We start from the raw sequence: 21,386 nt of genomic DNA, 5'->3' as shown, positions 1-21,386 counted from the left end.
TTTATTCTGACTCACGGCAACTGTTGTGGCAATGTCGAAAACTGTTAACTCTTAACTGTTGACAGTAATTTTTTTTGCTCCGACGGTAGCGGTTGCTACCCCCAACAGCAGCACCGCAGCACCTGCGAGTACCGCCGGCGCCGGCACTTCCCCAAACAGCAAATAACCCAACCAACTCGCCCCAACCGGTTCAAACAAGATGGCAAGAGTTACCAGAGTTGGGGAAATCTGCATTACCGCCCAGTTCAAAATGGTGTGGCCGACTAACTGAGGCAAAGCGGCCGTTAACAAAATATAAAAATATACAATGTCGGGGTAATTAGTATAAGTAGTGCCGAAGGCAAAGGGGAGAGGCAGCAGGACGATCGCAGCAACAGTATAGGCGATCGCGATATAGCCACCAATTCCCAGTCCCCGCCGCTGAGCTTCCCGGCCCAGCAGCAAATACAAGCTGACAGCCCAGGAACCAGCCAGAGCCAGGAAATCGCCCAACAGTTGGCTGCTGCCAGCATCGGCTGCGCCGGCACTTCCCAGAGCGATCGCGATTCCCCCAGTCAGGGCTATAGTAATGCCGGCGATCGACATTTTGCTGAGTTTTTCGCCGAACCAGAAGCGCGACAAAAGCGCTACCCAGACAGGATTAGTCGTGACGAGGGCAGTCGAGGCGGCGATCGAAGTATAAGAAAGTGAGGTAATCCAGAGGGCAAAGTGCAGGGCGAGACACAAACCCGCAGCAGCAGCATAGCGCCGAGTTCCCTGTTGCAGGGCGTTCCACTGAATTTTCCGCCAAGCCGGAAGCAGAATTAAAGCAGATAAAGTCAGACGAGAGGCCGCGAGTACCAGACTGAAACCCAAACCGCCCGCCCCTGCTGAAAAGTTAGCCAAACGAATTAAGATTGACGAAGTTGAGACGGCTAAAACGCCGATAATTAACACTAGGGCGATCGACCAATTAGGTGCTTGTTTCGGAAGATTCATTTTTTAGGCATTGGGCATTGGGCATTGGGCATTGGGCATTGGGAAAATTTATATAGCAATTTTCACATAATGCTGAACACTTTCTGAAGACTTTCTCTTCCCTTCTCTTCTCCTCTCTTCCTTCGTGTCCTTCGCGTCTTCGTGGTTCGTTAAAAAAAAAACCGATCGCCATTCTTAAAAAATTCCCATATCCAAGAAATATTAATGTATAGTAGGGGCAGGGCGGGTTTATGAAATTGTATATTACGGGCAATTATTGTTTGCGAACCCGCCCTACAAAATTCAACATCAAACAAGTCCGAATCATCTCGTTTCCGGTGGCATCGGTATTATTCAAACAGTTAACAGTCAACAGTCAACAGTCAACAGTCAACACTCATTCCGGTTCAGCCGGAATTGATATTACAATTTATAACTATCTATGGCTCCTACAGTTTTGATTACAGGCGCTTCTCAAGGAAGTGGCAAAGCAACAGCAATTTTATTTGCAAGTAAAGGTTACGATGTAGTGATGGTAGCTCGCCAGCCAGAGAGATTGGCAGCAGCAGCGGCTCAAGTGCAGCGAGAAGGTACTTCCGCTGTAGCTATTCCGGGGGATGTCGGCGACATTCACCAAGTGCGGGCGATCGTCCAAAAAGCCCTAGATGCCTGCGGCAACATCGATGTTTTAGTTAACAATGCTGGCATTTGTCTCGCGGGGGCGATCGAGCACACTACCTCCGAAGACTGGCAGCAATTAATGAATACCAATTTTTGGGGATGCGTTAACACAATTCAAGAAATTTTGCCACATTTTCTGGAACGAAAAACTGGGACAATAGTCAATGTTGGTTCCATTGGTGGCAAAATGCCCTTGCCTCAAATGACTGCTTATTGTGCCAGCAAATATGCAGTAACCGGTTTAACAGAAAGTTTGCGATTGGAATTAGGGCCTCAAGGTATTCACGTTTGCGCCGTGCATCCGGGCTTGATTAACAGCGATTTTTTAGAAAGAGCTCAATTTCGCGATCGAGACGAACCCGGAGTCGAATTGCGCCGCCAGAAAATGAGCCAAATGCTAAAATCTGAGTGGGCAACTCAGCCAGAAGATATTGCTAAAGCTATCTGGGATGCTGTGCAAAATCAGCGTGCAGAAGTTACCGTCGGCCCCGCTTTTTTGGCATCGGAAGCTTATCGTTTGTTCCCCGGTTTGATGCAGTGGGCAATGGAAAAACGCAACTGAAGAACAGGTAAGATGCCTGTTCCACAAAAACTTAGTTTTTTTTGTGGAACGGGCATCTTGCCCGTTCTTGAGAGATAATTAATCAATTAGCGGCTTCAAAGCAAAGAACTAGCATTAATAAAACGACCGTTTAAATCCGCTGGGGTCACATTCAACACAGTACCCAACAAAGCATTAGTAAAACCGAATCTAATATTAGTAGCTTCCACACGGCCGTTGCCATCGGGATCGAGACTTTGCTGCGAGATGCCGCCCTTGGCTAACAAACTCGTTCCCCCGGCTATAGTTGCAGGATTGAGCAGCAGCAGTCTCGGATCGTTTAAGCTATAATTTACCTGTTCCAAGGAGATATTGCTGCTGGTAAATTCCACACTAATTCCAATCGAATCGTTAGACTTATCAAAATCCACAATTACCGCGTCAGGAACTTCAATGCCAACTACTCGGATTCCCGCTTGATCGACTCGAAAAACAAAGACATCGTTCCCTGCACCACCTTGGTAAATATCCACATCTCTGTCGCCAATTAAAGTATCATTACCGTCACCGCCAACTAACAAATCAATACCTTGTCCACCGCGCAGCAAATCATTTCCCGCACCCCCGTCAAGGAAATCGCTATTTCTATCTCCTGTCAAGAAATCGTCGCCAGTTTCTCCCAAAACATCGTCATCATCTTTGCCGGCGTAAATAGAATCATTGCCGACACCGCCTAACAGACTGTCTTTACCATCGTTGCCGAAAATCCGTTCTGCATCTGACGAGCCCCTGACAGTATCATTGCCGCCCACCATCCAAAGTCCCCCAGGAAAACTAGCAAGTTGTCCTGGTGCAAGTGTAATATTTTCAGGAGAATTGTCTCCTACCAAACGAGAGATGCCTGAATTATCTGGGGTGAGTACCATAGTTATAAACTTTGTGCGATTTGATCATGGATATTGTGCAATATTCTAGAGCTTAGTAGGGTCTGCCAGAACACAGTTACTTTCTCACTCGCGATCGAGCAATCGCTGGCGCACCCTACTAGACAGCTCGATCGCTCCATCTTGGCACAAGCCTGATGGAAATACCCTTGATTAAAATAAAAGTTAAAATTTGAGCCGATGCCAATTATCTTAGTTGAAGACTTGAGCAAAGTTTATCCGGTAGCGATTAAAGAACCGGGACTTAAAGGAACAGTGCGACACTTTTTTAGTCGCACTTACCGCAATATCAAAGCTGTTGAGGGCGTTTCTTTCAGTATTGAACCGGGGGAAGTCGTGGGGTTTCTAGGTGCTAACGGTGCCGGCAAAACTACTACGCTGAAAATGCTGACGGGTTTGATTTATCCGTCTGCGGGTACTGTGAGAGTGTGCGATCGTACTCCTTTTCGTCGGGAAGCAGATTTTCTGCAAAGAATCACCTTAGTGATGGGCCAGAAACAGCAGTTAATTTGGGATTTACCTGTGCTTGACTCTCTGCGAATCAATGCCGCTGTCTACGGCATCCCCGATACAGATTATCGGCGGCGAGTCGGAGAATTGACAGAGATGCTGTCACTAGAAGGCAAGTTAAATCAGGCAGTACGAAAGCTTTCTTTAGGCGAACGCATGAAAGCTGAATTGATGGCGGCGCTGCTGCACCAGCCGGAAGTATTATTTTTAGATGAACCGACTTTAGGTTTGGATATAAACGCACAGTTTAGCGTCAGGCAATTTCTGCGAGAATATAACGAGCGCTATCAAGCAACGGTGCTGTTGACGAGCCATTACATGGCGGACATTACTGCTTTGTGCAAGCGCGTTTTGTTAATCCATGAAGGGCAATTAGTTTATGATGGCAGTTTAGACGGATTGCTCGACAGGTTTGCACCTTATCGGGAAGTTCAGGTAAAATTAGCTAAGCCGCTGGCAAAAGATAGTGCTTTTGCTTACGGGGAGGTAGAATCTATTGAGGGACAATCGGTGCGTTTTTTAGTGAAAAGGGAAGAACTGACGGTGAGCGTGGCGAAGATTTTGGCGGAGTTGGAAGTGATAGATTTGACTGTTACTGACCCGCCCATTGAAGAGGTAATCGGTCGCGTTTTCCGCACGGGAAAAGTGTAATGTTTTTGGCTGGGTTCATTCTCCATAACAGGCAAGATATCTGTTTTACTAAAGTTTCAATGTTGTGTGGAACGGGCATCTTGCCCGTTGCTAACACTGAAAAATTGCACAGGCAAGATGCCTGTTCCACTAGAGTTTCAATGTTGTGTCGAACGGGCATCTTGCCCGTTGCTAACACTAAAAAAATAAATCTAACAATGATATGACAAAATCCATCAAAATTGCTAAAACTTTGTTATTTACCTACTACGCTTATATGCTCGAATACCGGGCAGAATTGTTTTTGTGGGCCCTGTCAGGAGCTTTGCCATTTATCTTGATGGGTGTTTGGGTGCAGGCGGCCAAGACTGGTCAATTTGGGCTGAATTCCCTCGACTTTGCCCGTTATTTTTTAGCCACTTTCATTGTCAGGCAAGTAAATGTAGTTTGGGTAATTTGGGAGTTTGAAAAGGAAGTAGTGCAAGGCAAGCTATCTAATAGATTGTTGCAGCCTCTCGATCCCGTATGGCACCACTTCGTATCTCACGTTTCCGAAAGGTTTGCAAGGCTGCCCTTTGTATTCGGATTAGTGCTGCTATTTTTTGCAATTTACCCGCAGTCTTTTTGGCTGCCGAGTTTGGGCAGGTTTTTGCTATTTTTGTTGGTTATCGTCTTGACTTTTTGTTTGCGGTTTCTGATACAGTATACTTTTGCGCTGTTTGCTTTTTGGCTGGAAAGGGCAAGTGCGATCGAGCAATTCTGGTCTTTAATTTACCTGTTTTTATCGGGAATTACCGCGCCGTTAGAAGTGTTTCCCGCACCCGTGCGCGAAGTAGTTTTGTGGACCCCTTTTCCTTATTTGATCCATTTTCCCGCTTCAATCTTGATCGGATTGCCCGTAGATGTAGGCCGCAGTTTGTTGGTAATGTTGGGTTGGAGTGCGGTGTTTTTTGTGTGGAATCGCTGGCTTTGGCGGCAGGGCTTGAAGCAGTATTCGAGCATGGGAGCTTAAATAATAATTAAAAATTAGAAAACTGTAAGGTGCGTCACAGTAAAAATGTTAATCGTTTTGTCAAAAACACTTAGCTGACGCACCATTCTTAACTGTGAAGTAAATCTAAAATCTAAAATCTAAAATCCACTGACGCACCTACTTAAGTCGATCGCACACATCATGCAAAAATGCAATCGGGACTATTCGACAATTGCATAAACCTCCATTTTTTGTATATATAAGTACAAAAGTTTATAAAAAAGTCTTATATTAATTAACCCAACGACTGATAAACGGGATAAAAGAGATTCTAATGACAGCCAAAAAAAACCTCATTGTAATCGGCAATGGCATGGTAGGTCACAAGTTCCTAGAGTTAATGGTCAGCTCGGATGCTGCCAAACACTGGAATTTAATTACTTTTTGTGAAGAACCGCGCGTTGCTTACGATCGCGTAAACCTCAGCGGATTTTTCTCTGGCAAAACAGCGGGAGATTTATCTTTAGTTGCACCGGGATTTTATCAAGAAAACGGCATCCAAATTTACATCGGCGACAAAGCAGTCGCCATTAACCGGGAACACAAAATAGTCTCTTCAGCCAACGGTTTAGAAGTTCCCTACGACAAAATTGTTCTCGCGACCGGTTCCTATCCATTTGTGCCATCAATTAAAGGCAAAGACGCTACAGGAACTTTTGTTTACCGGACAATTGACGACCTGGAGGCGATGTCAGATTACGCTCAAAATTGCAAAATCGGCGTAGTAATCGGCGGCGGTTTGTTAGGTCTAGAATGTGCAAACGCGCTCCAAAATATGGGCTTAAAAACTCACGTAGTTGAGTTTGCATCGCGGCTGATGCCCGTGCAAGTTGACGAAATTGGCGGTGCAATTCTCCGCAGCAAAATAGAAGAGTTGGGGGTTTCGGTTCATACCAGCAAATCTACCACAGAAATTGTCAGCGAAGATGGCAAAGTTACTAAAATGCTGTTTGCTGACGGTTCGGAATTGGCAACAGATATGATTGTGTTTTCTGCTGGCATTCGCCCCCGCGACGAAATTGCCAGAAGTTGCGGTATAGAAGTAGGAGAACGCGGTGGCATTGTGATTAATGATAGTTGCCAAACCTCCGATCCTGACATTTATGCGATCGGAGAATGCGCCCTGTATCAAAATCGCATCTACGGCTTAGTTGCGCCTGGGTATACAATGGCAAGCGTAGCAGCAGATATTTTGAGCCGTGTAGCGGATGACGGGCAAGATGCCCGTTCCACAAGCACTTTTACAGGCGCGGATATGTCCACTAAACTCAAATTATTGGGGGTGGATGTCGCTAGTTTTGGAGATCCTTTTCCCAAGTCGGCCGATGCTAAAGAAATTGTTGTCGCTGACACCTTCCAAGGCATTTACAAAAAATTAGTTTTAAATCAAGACGGCAGCCGGATTTTAGGCGGAATTCTCGTAGGAGATGCTTCGGCTTACGGCACTTTGCTGCAATTCATGCAAAATGAAATTGCTCTGCCGCCGCATCCCGAAGATTTGTTAATGCCACCGCGAGAAGGGGGAGTCCCGGCGGGTTTTGGAGTAGACAGTTTGCCGGATTCGGCTCAAATTTGTTCTTGCAATAATGTTACCAAAGGGCAGATTTGTGAAGCTATTCGCGATCGCAATTTAACGGATGTTGCCAGCGTCAAGAAATGCACTCAAGCTGGGACTGGCTGCGGTGGGTGCGTGCCTTTGGTGACGGATATTTTCAAGGCGGAGATGAAGAAAGCTGGGTTTGCCGTCAAAAATAATCTTTGCGAACATTTTGAATATTCTCGTCAAGAATTGTACCATTTAGTGCGCTCTCAAGAGATTAAAACCTTTGAGGAGTTGATTGAAAAACACGGCAAAGGTAAGGGTTGCGAAATTTGCAAGCCTGCTGTTGGCTCGATGCTCGCTTCTACTTGGAATGACCATATTCTAGAGAAGTCTCACGTCGGTTTGCAAGATACGAACGATTACTTTTTGGCAAACATTCAGCGCGACGGTACTTATTCGGTGGTGCCGCGAATACCGGGGGGAGAAATCACTCCCGATAAGTTGATTGTTTTGGGTGAAGTTGCCAGGGATTTTGGGCTTTATACTAAGATTACTGGCGGGCAACGGATTGATTTGTTTGGAGCTCGCGTGGATCAATTGCCGCATATTTGGCGTAGGTTGATTGATGCGGGATTTGAGTCGGGACACGCTTACGGTAAGGCTCTGCGTACTGTAAAATCTTGTGTTGGCAGCACTTGGTGCCGCTTTGGGGTGCAGGATTCAACGAGTTTGGCGATCGAGGTTGAATTGCGGTATCGCGGTTTGCGATCGCCCCACAAGCTCAAATCTGCTGTCTCTGGTTGCACTCGCGAATGCGCGGAAGCTCAAAGCAAGGATTTTGGGATAATTGCGACAGAGAATGGTTGGAATTTGTACGTGTGCGGCAATGGCGGCATTAAGCCACAACACGCGGTTTTGCTGGCGACGGATATCGATAAGGAAACGCTGATTAAGTATATCGATCGATTCTTGGTTTTCTACATCCGCACGGCCGACAGATTGGAACGCACTGCTACTTGGTTGAACAAACTTGAGGGCGGGATTGAATACTTGAAACAGGTGATAATTGAGGATTCTCTGGGCATTTGTGCTGAATTAGAAGCGCAGATGGAACATTTAGTGAATACTTATCAATGTGAGTGGAAAACGACGATTGAAGACCCACAAAAGGTGCAGCGGTTCCAGCATTTTGTGAATTCCGATTTGCCCGATCCGAGTATTGTTCGTGTTGCGGAACGGGGACAAACGCGGCCTGCTAACGAACATGAAAAGGCTCTCGTTGGAGTTTCGGAATAACCCCTCCCCAGCCCTCCCCTTGAATCAGGGGAGCGAGCAAGATTTAATCTCGCTTAATCTCGTTCCCAGGCTCTACCTGGGAATGAAGTCCCGGAGGCTCTGCCTCCTAAAACCGTGAGCCAGAGCCTCCTTCGGCGAGGCAGAGCCTCGAAACCTACGTTCCCAGCCGGAGACTGGGAACGAGATTAAAGTAAATTAACAGGAAAAGAAGATGGTTCAATCATTACAAGTTTCGGATACGGTTACTACTTGGGTAGATGTGTGTTCTCTGTATACGATCGCCCCTTATACTGGAGTTTGCGCTTTAGTTAAAGGCGAACAAGTGGCAATTTTCCGAGTGGGAAACGGAGATGAAGTTTATGCGCTTAGCAATTACGACCCGTTTAGCAAAGCTTTTGTTTTGTCGCGGGGACTTGTGGGCGATCGCAACGGCACTCTCAAAGTTGCTTCTCCCATTTACAAACAAAACTTTAGTCTGACCACCGGGCAATGTCTGGATGATGAAACGGTAAAGATTCCTACTTTTGCGGTTCGGGTTGTAGCCGATCGCGTCCAAGTAGCTGTTAGTTAGATTCAGCGGCTTAATTATTCGATCGCCATCCGCCACCACCTAACATTCCTGTGGGTGCTGGCGGATTTTGCATTGGGGCCCTCCCGACTCAGTATTTTTCGTATAAAATAGAGTCGATTGGTTCCATACTTCAGGCTCGCTCAAAAAAATCTCAACTAATATCGGAGCTGATGCGAGGATTGTCAATGCAAACAAACTTCAGGGGCAGGGTATCGGTATGTTGTTAAAAAAACTTGTTTCCGAAAATAATCCTCAGACTGTAGCAGAGTTAATCCATGCCCAACTCAAAATCGGTCAACTGACTTGGGGCGAGCTCAACATACAAGTTTTCGGCCAGCACTGGCGGGACGAATCTTTGCACGAAGTCCTCAGAGAAATTGCAGCTAAGCTCGACAAAGAAACAGCGAGCGAAATTATAGAATATCTCACAGCTCAAAACGGTCAACAAGAAAAATTTATTAATTTGTTTTTAGCAGCCCAATGCCTGTTAAAAGTGAAAAATGATGTTAATAAAAAAACCGAAAAAAAACTGTTAAACGCTTTAAAAAAGTTATCGCAATACGGCACGGGTTTCCTGATTCTTTATCAAAGCGCTCAAGAATTGCAGGAAACTTATCAAATTCGCAATCGATCGATCGCGGCGATCGCCCAAACTTGGAAAAACGACCCACAAACCCTACCTTGGCTGAAAATACTCGCTCACTCCAGTGACTGCGGTGAAGTCCGAGCCACAGCAGTCGAAGCAATAGCCCGTGGTTGGCCAGACCAGCCAGAAATTTACCTGATGCTCAAAAACCTCGCCAAATCAGATCCAAGCTGGGCAGTGCGATCGACCTGTGTGCGAGAAATGGCTTGTGGTTGGGCAGACACGAGCGATACCTTGCCGCTGCTGAGTGCCCTGGCTCAGTTCGATCAAAGTCCCGCAGTCCGCACCGCAGCACTCGAACAGTTGGCCTCTAAGTGGCCCGATCGCACAGATACCTTGCTGCTGCTGAGAACCGCCGCCGAATCCGACGAAAATTTGGGAGTGCGAGTCGCTGCGTGGCAAGAAATAGCCAGAGGTTGGCACAGCCTTTTAGGCACGGCATCCCTGCTCAAAAACCTTGCCGAGACTGGAAGTTCTATCCTGCGAACCGTAGCGGTGCGGGAGTTGGCAGCGGGCTGGCCCGCCGCAGCCGACGTTTGCCTGCTGCTGAAAACCCTAGCCGAATCCGACAGCAGCAAAGAAGTGCGAACAGCAGCCTTAGAAGAATTGGCCTCGCACTGGTCCGACGAACCAGGCATTTACCTGCTGCTGAAGACTAAAGCCGAGTCCGACGCGAGTTCAAGCGTCCGGCGCTCAGCAGTGCAAGCAATTGCCTCTGGCTGGCCCGGGAACTCCGAAACTCTAACTTTTTTGAAAAATATAGCATTGAGCGATCGCGACGCCGACCTGCGCGAAATAGCCCTAAAACAGATAGCGGCAGGTTGGCCCGACCACCCAGAAACCCTGCCCCTGCTGAAAAAAATAGCTGATTCCGAGGATTACTGGACTGTGCGGCAAGTAGTAGTGGAGGCTGTCGCCGCACTGGCGTCAGGAAGTCTCGAAGTCTTTGGCTGGTTGCAAAATCTCGCCGAGTCAGACAGACACCTCAACGTCCGAGAAACTGCGGTGGAAGAGATCGCAAAACGCTGGTCTCACCGGGGCGAGACGCTGCCTTTCCTTAAAAGCCGGGTAGAGTTGGAGCATGATTCTCACCTGCTGAGCGTGCTGGTGCGATCGATCGTGCGGGGGTGGCCCGACGACCCGGAAACCTTGTCTTGGCTGAAAATTGAGCTCGGTTCTGGGGAAGCCCTGGTGCGGCAAGCAGCGGTGCTTGAACTCGCTTACAACTGGCCAGACAATCTTGAAACTTGGATGCTGCTGGAGGCTAAAGCAGAGGGCGATGAGAGTCCGGCTGTCAGGCAAATCGCTTTGCAAAAGTTAGCGCGGGGGCGGACAAATCAGTCTCAAACTTTCGAGTGGCTCAAAAGTAGAGCTCAAAAAGAAGAAGATTCGCAGGTGCGGGCGATCGCCCTGGTAGAGTTAATGCGGGGATGGAAAGACGAGCCGGGAATGTTTGAGTTTTTGCGCGATCGAGCTTTGAGCGATGTTGACAATCAAAACGGTTCTTTTCCTTACAATCCGCGATTTACAGCGCTCGAAGCGATTATCGAACATTATCCCGAAAATCCGGGAGTTGTGCCTTTGTTGCGATCGCTTGCCGTTTCCGACGCCGACGAGCAAATCCGCGCCTTAGCGGGTCGCCGGCTACGCAGCCAAGACTGGTAAGTGGAAACAATCCTTTAGACACCTCGGAAAATTAATCATGCCTGCTCTTCTTTCTGGAGTTTGAGGAGGCTCCAACTTTAGACGTTTAGGAATAACTTGTCTTCGTTGTACTCTTAACATTCTTTCAGTATCTCATTCCGCCGCAACCTGAAGAGATATTAACAGTTAACACTGGGACTAACTCAAACGAGTGACACTCAAATGAGTGACACTCGAAAAAGTGACTGTGCATCCACAAATCCCACCAGTTATACCTGAAATATCAAACACCAAAACTTAAATGTTGAGAGGAACCACATTATGTACACCGAAGAAAGAAGCTTGAACAATGAAACTATGGCTCTCGTCGCCGATACTACTGCTCAATCAAGTCTGGCATTTGCTGAAACCACTGGAGTAAATAAACCCACTTTACAAATGGGTTCAACAGGTCAAGCTGTCAAGGAATTACAACAGCTTCTATATCATTGGGCATATTATTTCGGCCCGATTGACGGTATCTTCGGCGTCCAAGTTCAAAACGCGGTCAAAGGCTATCAACACCGCGTCTTTTTAAAAGAAGATGGGATTGTCGGCCCTATCACTTGGGAAGCAATATACTCTGGTGCACCTGTGAATATGCCAGTCGTCATGAAGGGCAGTTCTGGTAATGCTGTTAAAATTGTTCAGAATGTCTTGAAAATCAATGGATACTATTTCGGCTCCATTGACGGATTCTTCGGGGCGATGACAGATGTAGCAGTGCGACAATTGCAACTGAGCAAGGCTTTACCGCAAGATGGAATTGTCGGCTATAGAACTTGGCACGCCCTCAGCAAGTTACCGCACTAATAACGGGTTGGATTCATATCAATTCCGGTTGCACTCCTCATGATTGTTGACTGTTGACTGTTTAGTCGGGAGCCAAAAACTCAATGGTTGAGTGTTAACTGTTGACTCGATTTTCTTATTCCGAGGCAACCGGAAACCATATGATGACGTTGGTTGTTGGTATTTTGATGCTGTATGAGTTTGCTTCATTTATCTTGACAAATTAAGCAATATCTAAAGGAGTAAATGTGATGGGTACTAAATTCAAGAGAAGAATTCTCTCAATTGATGGTGGCGGTATTCGGGGTATTATTCCTGCGATCGTTCTCAACTACATTGAAGAGCGCACAGGAAAACGCATAGCCACAATGTTTGATTTTATTGCAGGCACTTCAACAGGAGGAATTTTAGCACTGGGTTTAACAAGAAAGAACTCAGACTCTAGCATCAATAGTGAGCCAGAGTATACCGCTGCCGAACTTGTAAATTTCTATCGCAAATATGGACAAAAGATTTTTAATGAGTATGTTCCACTGGATTTTGATGATTTGCTACAACCCAAGCACAACCCAAAAGGTAGGCAACAAGTTTTAAAGGAGCTTTTAGGTGAAGCTAAGGTTGAAGAGGCATTACGAGAAATTTTCATCCCCAGCTATGATATCGAACTCAGAGCACCAATTTTTTTTACAAGCAATCGGGACGCAGAGCAAATCAAGAGTTTTGATAGCCGGAAAGTATGTACGGGATTCAAAATGTGGGAAGCAGCAATGGCAACTTCTGCTGCACCGACATTCTTTCCACCCTACCAACTCGAAACGGGACATCATACCGATGAGGGATATTACGCTTTGGTAGACGGCGGAATTTTTGCAAATAATCCTTCCTCACTTGCAATGATGGAGGCGATGATTTCTTACAAGAAAAAGACTGGTGAAGAACTACAACGTACTGAGACCCTTGTTGTTTCTTTGGGTACGGGATCACTAACTAAGAAATATAAGTATAAAGAAGCAAAAACTTGGGGTCAAATAAAATGGGCAATTCCCTTACTTAACGTTGTTCTAGATGGCCAAAGCGAATCGGTTGCGTATGAACTCGAGCAGCTAATGGTGACTAAAGGAGATAAAGAAAATAATCGAAACTACTATCGTTTTCAACTTCAATTGAGTAGCGATAATGGTCACGATCAAATCGACAACGCAAGTCCCAGTAATATTGAGTACCTAGAGAAGCGAGGTGAAAAACTGATTGAACACAGTAAGAAAGATTTGGATGAGTTGTGTAAGCTTTTGAAGGAGGAGACTGAACTATATCCTAATCTACCGCACAGTTAAATCGATATACGGTTGGAAGATTTTTAATGGGGTAAGACTTTGTGTGTATTCATTCCCACAACAGGACACCGCTTCCCCCATTACCTAACATCGATCGCAATCCGAAGCTCTTTTATCCCACCACAGCAAATGTTCCCGAAAATTCGGGAGTTGTGCCAATGTTGCGATCGCTTGTAGTTTCCGACGCCGACGAGCAAGTCCGGGCCTTAGCGGGCAGCGGGCTGCACAGCCAAGATTGGTAAACAAAAACAATACCCCAGTTTCTCCAACAGTCCTCGACGCAAAGCCTCTGCACAAGCCCGTGAAATGTAGCGGCAATCCCCCGTAGTTGCCCCGTCTGTGGTGATGTTGCGTCCAGGATTGTCCAAGAAACAGGGGTTCAAGAAATTTCCCAACAGTTTTTAATTATGTCTCACGAACTTCCGAGGTAATTCCTTCAGCTTTTGCTGTTGCCGTCAGAAATTCCAAAATTTGGTCAGGAGTTAAGTTTGGATTAGCCTGAAGCATTAGAGCAACTACACCTGCAACATAGGGAGCAGCCATAGACGTTCCGTTCAATATCCTATAACCATCTACGTTTGCCGGCGTAATCGGAACTGTAGATAAGACTTCATAGCCCGGAGCAACCACAAAATTGGTTGTTATCGAACCAGCAGGATTGGAAAAAATTGTTACCTGTTTACCTGGAGTTGTTACTGCTCCGACAGCTACTCCTAAATTGTCGAAAGCATAAAATGCTGGAAAACTTGGTTCGCTTGGGTTGAGTTTATCCCTGTCATTTCCCGCTGCCATTACCACAAAAACTCCGCGTTGCTTGGCATATTCTAGCGCTTCTCGCTCTTTGGGATCGGCAAACCGTTTACCGAAACTCATGTTAATAACATTTGCGCCACTGTCAACCGCATAGCGAATGCCAGCAGCGACATTCTCTGGCTGATATCCTTCCAAACCTCCCACCCTAATCGGCATAATCTGAGCATCATAAGCAACCCCATTCATTTCCAGCGTGTTATTGAGAGAAGTGATGTCAATTCCATTTTTTTGGGCCCCTATGATTCCTGCTACATGAGTTCCGTGAAACCCACGCTGATCATTTGAATCTGGGGAGGGATTGGCATCGCCATCCACAAAATCCCACCCATTTACGTCATCAGGAACTCCGTTGCGATCGTCATCAATACCATTCCCCGGAATTTCATTAGGATTCCGCCAGATATTGCTCGTTAAATCGGGATGACTCAAGTCAACGCCACTATCCAGTACCGCAACCACAACACCTTTACCCGTGTATCCTGCTTTCCAGGCTGGGGCAACATTTAGCAGGTTTAAGTCCCCTATATTATTGAACTTAGCTGCACTGGTGAGCGGGTCAGCAGCATCCAACTGCTGTTTATCAGTGGCAGCCGCAACGGCCGCTGCTGCATCCACCAGCCCGTAGCCAAACAAGCTGTTGAACTTATCTGTTGCCGGTGCAGCTAAAATGCTCAGGTTGTAGGGCGTGTTGCCTGCAAAACCATTGACTCCGAGGAAATAACTACCTGCTGACAAACCTCTAAAGAAAATTTCCTCTGGATTGTTGCCTTGCTGTTGAGGAACGCCAAGAATTTCACCAAAATCAACCTTATTGTTGTTGTTAACATCCTGAAACAGCACTAAATCTGCATCTGTACCTGGATATATTCCCCGCAAGTTGACTTGAAGGTTGCTGGGCTGTGGGAGATCAAATTTGTAAAGTTTCGCAGGTTGTTTTTCCTCAACAACGCCGTCCAATGAACCCTTGACTCCGATGCTGAATGTGCCAATAGGAATAGCTTGGTTCAGCTCGAACTGAATTGGCTGGACATTGATATCCAGGTTGTAGTCGGTGTTAGCTCCCCGAACAGCTTGTTGAACGTAGACAAAGTATCTGCTGGGTACAAAAAAGCGACTTTCAATGACTTCTGACTGAGTTCCAGGATTGCGGGAGGCAGAGACAGAGAGGATTTCGTCTGGACTCAGTTGACCATCAAGATTAGCATCCCTCACCAAGAATAAATTAGCGTCCCCATTCAAACCGCTGAGTTGCAATTGAATACTGCTCGTTGTGTTAGTAGTGGTGAAAGTGTAAATATCTCGTAAGTCCCCTTCACCTACGAAGTCCTTGAGCGACTGAATTGGATTTTTCAGGACATCGAGATTTATTGGTCTGTTAAGGTTGTCATCTAAGACGAAATCGGCAGGGAAAAAACGATTCTGGAGTTCTGCTGGCGAAACGTCCGCCACTTCTCCCAATATCCTGTTATTAGCTTGAATCCTAATTAAAGTTCCCCCTGCCGAGGGTTCTAGATTTAGGTCAGCTTCGCTGAGATTGTCAGTTAATCCAATGCCGTCAAATCTAGGGTCGAAGTCAGCGATCCAATCTACTGCTGCTGCATTTAGATCGCTTCGGAGTACAAACCCATCATTGCCACTACCACCAACTAGCGTGTCTCCATCCAAGTCGCCAGCCAAAATGTCATCGCCCTCATCACCTCTAAGTAGGTCGCTGCCTTGACCGCCGCGCAACAAGTCATTTCCTTGACCTCCGATGAGGGCATCGTTACCGACATCCCCGAACAGCAAATCCTCACCGCCACCGCCATCGATCAATTCTGGAGAGGCCGAACCAATCACAATATCATTACCTTCTAAAGCCCGCAGTCCTCTGGTGAAGGGATTTAAAAGTCCTGGGGTTAGCCTGAAGTAATCAGAATTGGGAGTTAGATCGAAAAAGTTACCGTCATTGCTGGAACTATTCACAACTAGATGCTCCTGGTCAGATTAAAAATATATTTTAATAATGAGAAAAAAATAATCATGAAATTGCAACGTTTTTTAACAATACAGGAGTTACCCAACTGGCACACTAAAATCAAATTTTAGGGTGGGTCAGATGAATTGCTGGAACGGTTATTGAGGGTTTCGATATCTGAGGCACCTTACTAATTATGATAATGGCGTCAGTCCTGCAATAGTCAAAGAAGATTATGTTCCTCTTCCTGGCTCGATCGAGCTTGCGATCGCCAGCCTGGTGATTTCTGGACGAAGGAATCTGCTGTCAATGCAACAGAACGCATAGGATATAACACAAACGCATTGCTTAATCAAGGTATGAAAAAAATAAGTGAAAAATCCGGAAGCTTTGTGTGTAAAGGTTTATATGAGTTGCATATTTAGCATTTCATACCGTAAATCAGCAACTCCCAGAAACCGTGCGAACATCTCCCAGTACCGATGATCGCACATATCGATTTATTCTGATAAAAGGGCGATCGCATACCGGACCGCTTCCCCCATCATCGAACCACGAACGCGATCGGACGCCGTTTTCTCCCACGCTAGCAACTGTTCCCGAAAAGCCGGGTCTTGCTTCGCCCGCTGCACGATCGCCTGACTGATGACTTTCTTTTGAATCTGCTCTGTCGGGATACCTTGCTGCTTCAAATAATCCAACAGCCGCTGCACGCTTTCAGAGAATTTATCCGGCGTCTGAGACATCAAAATAAACGAAATTTGGCGCACCATCCGCTGGTAGATTTCCTGTCTTCTGAGCAATATTTCCTTGTGACTCGGCTCCGCATTGTTACTAGGAACAGCCAAGTCGAGCAAACTCAAAATTTCAGCGCCCTTGGCTAAAACCTTTTCCAACATATCTGGATAAAGCTCCAAAATGCGATCGCCCAAAATCTTGCCATTCACCAAACGGTTCGCGCTCAGCCTCAGTAAATTTTGTTCTCCTGCAGACTCAAAAAATTGAACATTCAATTTGAGTTCGCGGCTTTCCAACTCCACGCGACGCAGCGTAAAAACCAAAGCTTCCCAATTAGGAGCTTCCTCAAAAAACACCTTCACAATAGAACTGTCCTCTTGATGCTGCCGCCCCAATTCCCCCGACTCAAAATCGCGATCGACCGGAAAGCGATTGGCCGCAACTTTCGCAGTATAATCAAACTCCGTAAAAACATAGCTGCAGTCAACTCTCGACAGATCGACATCTTGAACTTGCCAATTTTGAATGCAGCAACCCGTAAGCTGCGCCCCCTCCAAATTCGTCCGAATCAAACGGCACTCAATCAAACAAGCTTCTCTTAAATCCGCCTCACCCAACATCGCATCCATCAAATAAGCGCCGCTCAAATCAGCTTTCCGCAAATCAGCACTTCGCAAATTAGCTTCGCTCAAATCCGCCCGCAGCAAATACACTCCTTGCAGGTTAGCTCGCAGCAAAAGTGCCTTCTTAAAACTCGCTTTCAATAAATAAGAACCCGCCAGATTAGCTCGACTCAAATCAGCGTTATCCAGCACCGCCTCAGTCAAATCCGCCCCCGCCAGCACAGCTCGGTGCAAGTCAGCGCCCGTCAGATTTGCCGATCGCATTTGAGCGCCATTTAAGTCAGATTCAATCAAATTTACACCCATTAAAATTGCCGAGCGCAAATTAGCTTCCACTAAATGCGCTTCCCGCAAATTAGCGCCCGTTAAATTAGCACCAACAAGACTGGCGCGGTTGAGATTGGCCTCCATCAATTCCGCCGCCATCAACTTCGCGCCGTCGAGTTTAGCCCCGGCAAAATTAATTTGGTCAGATTTAACTCCTTGAAGATTAGCACCGCCCAAATCCGCTTCGGGGAACGCGGCCCAATTGAGTTCTGCTGCTTCCAAACAAGCAAGGCGCAAATCCGCTTTAGTAAGATTTGCCCCGCTCAAATTTGCCCCGCTCAGGTTCGCCCCAGCCAGCCCCGCACTGCGGAGATCCGCGCGCCGCAAACACGCCCCTATCAACTTGGCATTGCTCAAAAAAGACCAGCTCAAATTAGCACCGGTCAAGTTAGCACCTGTGAGGTCTATTTCTCGCAGGTTAACACCGCTTAAACTAGCGCCGCTGAGGTCAATGTGACCAAAGTTGCGCTCTCCCTGTTGATAGCGCTGTAAAAATTCTTGTGTTTGCATTCCGCAGATTGGGGGGCTGGCAATTTAGCTGTTTTAGGACGCGCTGGTCAATAACTTTAACTGTAAGGTACGCACGGAACACGAGCGGGCTAGGCACGGGGACACTACTCCTACTACTTACCGCAATAACTCATGTCCTCCGGGTGATCCGTGGGTACTTTACCCCTATAGATGGCAGTTCAAAGGATTTGTTGCGTAAGTTCTATTTCTACTACCAGTTTTACAGACTTTTGTAACTTAAAGCAGCAGAGTTAACCTCTTATACGCTGGGAGTATCTCATATTTGTAAAAACACTTCTTCTGGCTCCTTCCTTCTTCCTGTTTCCTTCTGCCTCTTGCCTCCTGTCCCCTGCCTCAAAACTCCCATTTCTAGCTTGGTTGCTTTCATTGAGATGCTCCCTATACGCTGCCGCGCCGGAGAGTGTTTTTACCTAAAGCGCTGCAATTCTTGCTGCAAGTGTTTTCCCCATTTAGTCGCTAGAGGAATTTCTGTAAAAGGAACCTGCACCGCAGCAGCATCTTTCAACAAAAATTCGAGGGCGATTGGACTTCCCGAATTCGGCGGTGACTCTAAATCAACTGCCTGAGAGTTGACTAACAACCGCAGCGACTCCACGTCTTTTAAAGAAAAAGTTTGCAAATTTACCGGCCCGCTGCGAGTAGGTTTTCCCCACGTTAAACTGTCTTCTTGCTGACCGAGTACAGCATAAATATCGTACTTGGATTTAGCGAATTGTTCTGCCCAGACGCGATACGCTTCCAGCTTTTGATACTCGTTCCATCCAGCCCAAGCTAGAGAAATAAAAATTGCCAGCAGCGGCAGCCACATTAAACCTCTTTCCATGCAATACCCTTGTTGAAAATACTCGCTTGTTCTGTTTCACATCTTCTCTAATGATACAATTAATTGAACTCCTAAAACTTGCTCTGCAATTTCAACTAGAAATTAGAGCAATTTTTGATCGAGCAAGAGCCACAGCCGAAAAATACCAAACGCCCGCGTGCGAGATATCCACAAGCCACAGCAAGGAAAACTGGCGCTGGCGGTGAAAATTGGGTTATTGTGGTGAACACGCCTTCCCTAAACGGACGATCGGCAATGAAAAAGTTTTTCCTTCTGTGCTTATTTTTAATCGGGCTCGGCTGGGCGATTTCAAATTTCCCAGGACTTGCTACTCAAGGCACTTACGACTCGATTGTGCTTGATTTCCGCGAAGATTTGGGTGCTGCTGAGATTGCGAAAGAAGTAAATGCGATCGCCCAACAGTACCAAGTCGCACCGCAACTCAACAGCGAATTCTCAGCAGGCGACAATGTATATGTAGTTAAGGGCGATCGCACTTTGCTAAACGCCCTGAGAAAATCAAATTTGGCTAAAGATACCGAATACATTGAACCGAACTACGTCTACAGCGCTTTCGAGATTCCCAACGACCCCATGTATACCAAGCAGTGGAATCTCCGCAGTATCAACGTAGAATCTGCCTGGAACGAAACCAAAGGCAGCGGCACAACAGTAGCGATAATTGATACGGGCATTACTCCAGTCGCTGACTTAAAAGAAACCAAATTTGTACCGGGCTACGACTTTGTAAACGATCGTGCCGAAGCCTACGATGACAACGGCCACGGTACTCACGTCGCCGGTACAGTCGCCCAATCAACTAACAACAATTACGGCGTTGCGGGCATCGCCTACGAAGCAGCTTTAATGCCGCTAAAAGTGTTAAGCGGCAGCGGTGGCGGCACGGTTTCCGACATCGCTGAAGCGATCAAATTTGCTGCTGACAACGGCGCCGACGTGATTAACATGAGTCTCGGCGGCGGTGGCGAAAGTCAGTTAATGGAAGAGGCGATCGACTACGCCCACTCTAAAGGCGTTGTCATTATCGCAGCCGCCGGCAACTCCGGCGACAGTTCCGCTTCCTATCCCGCCCGCTATCCCCACGTCATCGGCGTTTCCGCCCTCGGCCCCGACGACGAAAAAGCCCCTTACTCCAATTTCGGCGCAGGGGTTGACATTGCAGCCCCCGGCGGTTCTGAAATGGGCAAAATCCTGCAAAGTACGATCGACCCGGAAACCGGCGCCGAAGTCTTTGAAGGCTACCAAGGCACTAGCATGGCTTCTCCCCACGTTGCCGCCGTTGCAGCCCTTGTCAAGGCTTCCGGCATCACAGAACCAGACGAAATTCGCAGCGTACTCTTGCAGTCCTCGCGAACTGTCACTGAAGATCCGTTAAACCATTTTGGTTCAGGACACCTAGACGCAGCCGCAGCAGTTCAGCTAGCCCAGCGCGGACAAATCAACTTCCGCGATTTCTTCCGCTGGCTGCGCGATAACGGGTATCTCAACCCCCGCTTTTGGATTGACGGCGGTGCAGTCGCCCTGTTGCCTAAAATTGCAATGGTGCTCGGTTCTTACCTGCTGGCTTTCTTTTTGCGGAATTATTTTCCGTTCCAGTGGACTTGGGGCTTTTCCGGCGGCTTGATGGCTGGTAGTTCTGGGTTCTTTTTCCTGCGGAACTTGTTTGTATTTGACTTGCCGCAGTGGCCGCTGCGGGTGATGGGCAGTTCTATTCCCGAACTCGGCGGTGCAATTAATGGCAGCAGTATGCTGAATCCCTTTTTTGCTAGCGTTTTGATTCCTGGGATTTTGATTGCTTTGCTGTTGGGACATCAACAGTGGAAGTGGATCGCGATCGCAATTTCGATCGGTTTTGCCAGCAGTTTAGCGGTGAATGCTTTCCTGTCGCCCGCAGTCTGGGGATTGGGCACAGGTTTGTTATCACAAACATTCTTGATTGTCAATGCTTTACTGTGTTTCGGACTGGCACGTTTAGCAATTAAAACAGAGGTGCGATCGGCATGAGTATTACTGTCAAAGGTGTAATTGAACGCAAAGGATTGGGTCCCGGTACTTGGGCTTTGGTCGGCGAAGATGGGGAAACTTACGAACTTAAGGATGCTCCTTCTGATTTGAAAAAAGCTGGTTTGAAAGTCAGTGTTAAAGGTGAAGTGCGTAAGGATGTGATGACTTTTGCTATGATCGGCCCGGTTCTTGAGGTGCAGTCTTTTGAGGTGTTGTAGGTCGATCGACTAATCCAGCTTTCGAGCAAAAAAAACCCCGGCCAAAATTGGCTGGGGTTTATTAATCAGGGTGCATCCATTGGTAACAAGTTACTGGAGTTTAGACTAAAAAACGAGCGCATCTAAAAGTAGCTGCCTTTAAATATCCGGCAAGCTGTTACTCAAAAACT

The 21,386-nt window shown here is 47.0% G+C and carries 16 protein-coding genes; 11 read left to right on the top strand and 5 right to left on the bottom strand.

Features of this window, described 5'->3' with window-relative positions:
* Positions 1-51: 51 nt before the first annotated feature.
* Positions 52-978 (bottom strand): DMT family transporter, encoded by a 927-nt coding sequence (locus QUB33_RS22155; RefSeq protein ID WP_333354307.1) that lies wholly within the window; start codon positions 976-978, stop codon positions 52-54.
* A 421-nt stretch (positions 979-1,399) separates the two neighbouring features.
* On the opposite strand from QUB33_RS22155, the gene QUB33_RS22150 reads away from it, so the two are divergent.
* Positions 1,400-2,200 (top strand): SDR family oxidoreductase, encoded by an 801-nt coding sequence (locus tag QUB33_RS22150; protein ID WP_333354304.1) that lies wholly within the window; start codon positions 1,400-1,402, stop codon positions 2,198-2,200.
* A 95-nt stretch (positions 2,201-2,295) separates the two neighbouring features.
* On the opposite strand, the gene QUB33_RS22145 is transcribed toward QUB33_RS22150, so the two are convergent.
* Entirely contained in the window at positions 2,296-3,105 is an 810-nt protein-coding gene (locus QUB33_RS22145; protein ID WP_333354300.1) for a calcium-binding protein, read from the bottom strand.
* A gap of 198 nt (positions 3,106-3,303) precedes the next feature.
* Between QUB33_RS22145 and QUB33_RS22140 the strand changes: the two genes are divergently transcribed.
* The 8 genes from QUB33_RS22140 to QUB33_RS22105 all read left to right on the top strand — a co-directional run bounded on the left by QUB33_RS22140 (position 3,304) and on the right by QUB33_RS22105 (position 13,403).
* On the top strand, positions 3,304-4,284 hold the full coding sequence (locus tag QUB33_RS22140) for an ABC transporter ATP-binding protein (RefSeq protein ID WP_190663456.1): 981 nt from the start codon (positions 3,304-3,306) through the stop codon (positions 4,282-4,284).
* Between the two features lie 202 nt (positions 4,285-4,486).
* Positions 4,487-5,275 (top strand): ABC-2 family transporter protein, encoded by a 789-nt coding sequence (locus tag QUB33_RS22135; RefSeq protein WP_333217685.1) that lies wholly within the window; start codon positions 4,487-4,489, stop codon positions 5,273-5,275.
* A 295-nt stretch (positions 5,276-5,570) separates the two neighbouring features.
* Positions 5,571-8,135 carry a nitrite reductase large subunit NirB gene (nirB, locus tag QUB33_RS22130; protein WP_333354296.1) on the top strand — a complete coding sequence of 855 codons (2,565 nt, stop codon included), beginning with the start codon at positions 5,571-5,573 and terminating at the stop codon, positions 8,133-8,135.
* A 211-nt stretch (positions 8,136-8,346) separates the two neighbouring features.
* Positions 8,347-8,706 carry a nitrite reductase small subunit NirD gene (gene nirD / locus QUB33_RS22125; RefSeq protein WP_333354293.1) on the top strand — a complete coding sequence of 120 codons (360 nt, stop codon included), beginning with the start codon at positions 8,347-8,349 and terminating at the stop codon, positions 8,704-8,706.
* A gap of 217 nt (positions 8,707-8,923) precedes the next feature.
* Entirely contained in the window at positions 8,924-11,017 is a 2,094-nt protein-coding gene (locus QUB33_RS22120) for a HEAT repeat domain-containing protein (protein WP_333354290.1), read from the top strand.
* Between the two features lie 300 nt (positions 11,018-11,317).
* Entirely contained in the window at positions 11,318-11,848 is a 531-nt protein-coding gene (locus QUB33_RS22115) for a peptidoglycan-binding protein (protein WP_333354287.1), read from the top strand.
* A 230-nt stretch (positions 11,849-12,078) separates the two neighbouring features.
* On the top strand, positions 12,079-13,161 hold the full coding sequence (locus tag QUB33_RS22110; RefSeq protein WP_333354284.1) for a patatin-like phospholipase family protein: 1,083 nt from the start codon (positions 12,079-12,081) through the stop codon (positions 13,159-13,161).
* Between the two features lie 41 nt (positions 13,162-13,202).
* Positions 13,203-13,403 (top strand): hypothetical protein, encoded by a 201-nt coding sequence (locus tag QUB33_RS22105; RefSeq protein ID WP_333354281.1) that lies wholly within the window; start codon positions 13,203-13,205, stop codon positions 13,401-13,403.
* 163 nt (positions 13,404-13,566) lie between these two features.
* Here QUB33_RS22105 and QUB33_RS22100 read toward each other — a convergent pair whose 3' ends face one another.
* The 3 genes from QUB33_RS22100 to QUB33_RS22090 all read right to left on the bottom strand — a co-directional run bounded on the left by QUB33_RS22100 (position 13,567) and on the right by QUB33_RS22090 (position 18,973).
* On the bottom strand, positions 13,567-15,939 hold the full coding sequence (locus QUB33_RS22100; RefSeq protein WP_333354277.1) for a S8 family serine peptidase: 2,373 nt from the start codon (positions 15,937-15,939) through the stop codon (positions 13,567-13,569).
* A 492-nt stretch (positions 15,940-16,431) separates the two neighbouring features.
* Positions 16,432-18,129 (bottom strand): pentapeptide repeat-containing protein, encoded by a 1,698-nt coding sequence (locus QUB33_RS22095; protein ID WP_333354273.1) that lies wholly within the window; start codon positions 18,127-18,129, stop codon positions 16,432-16,434.
* A gap of 427 nt (positions 18,130-18,556) precedes the next feature.
* On the bottom strand, positions 18,557-18,973 hold the full coding sequence (locus tag QUB33_RS22090; protein WP_333354270.1) for a hypothetical protein: 417 nt from the start codon (positions 18,971-18,973) through the stop codon (positions 18,557-18,559).
* Positions 18,974-19,228: 255 nt separating this feature from the next.
* On the opposite strand from QUB33_RS22090, the gene QUB33_RS22085 reads away from it, so the two are divergent.
* On the top strand, positions 19,229-20,998 hold the full coding sequence (locus QUB33_RS22085; protein WP_333354334.1) for a S8 family peptidase: 1,770 nt from the start codon (positions 19,229-19,231) through the stop codon (positions 20,996-20,998).
* Entirely contained in the window at positions 20,995-21,216 is a 222-nt protein-coding gene (locus tag QUB33_RS22080; protein ID WP_333354267.1) for a hypothetical protein, read from the top strand. Before QUB33_RS22085 ends, QUB33_RS22080 begins: the two co-directional genes overlap by 4 nt.
* Positions 21,217-21,386: the final 170 nt, after the last annotated feature.

The sequence above is a fragment of the Microcoleus sp. B3-A4 genome (assembly GCF_036705385.1).
GTDB lineage: Bacteria > Cyanobacteriota > Cyanobacteriia > Cyanobacteriales > Microcoleaceae > Microcoleus.
Note: the sequence above shows the minus strand (reverse complement) of the source record. Positions and strands in the feature narration are given on the sequence as shown.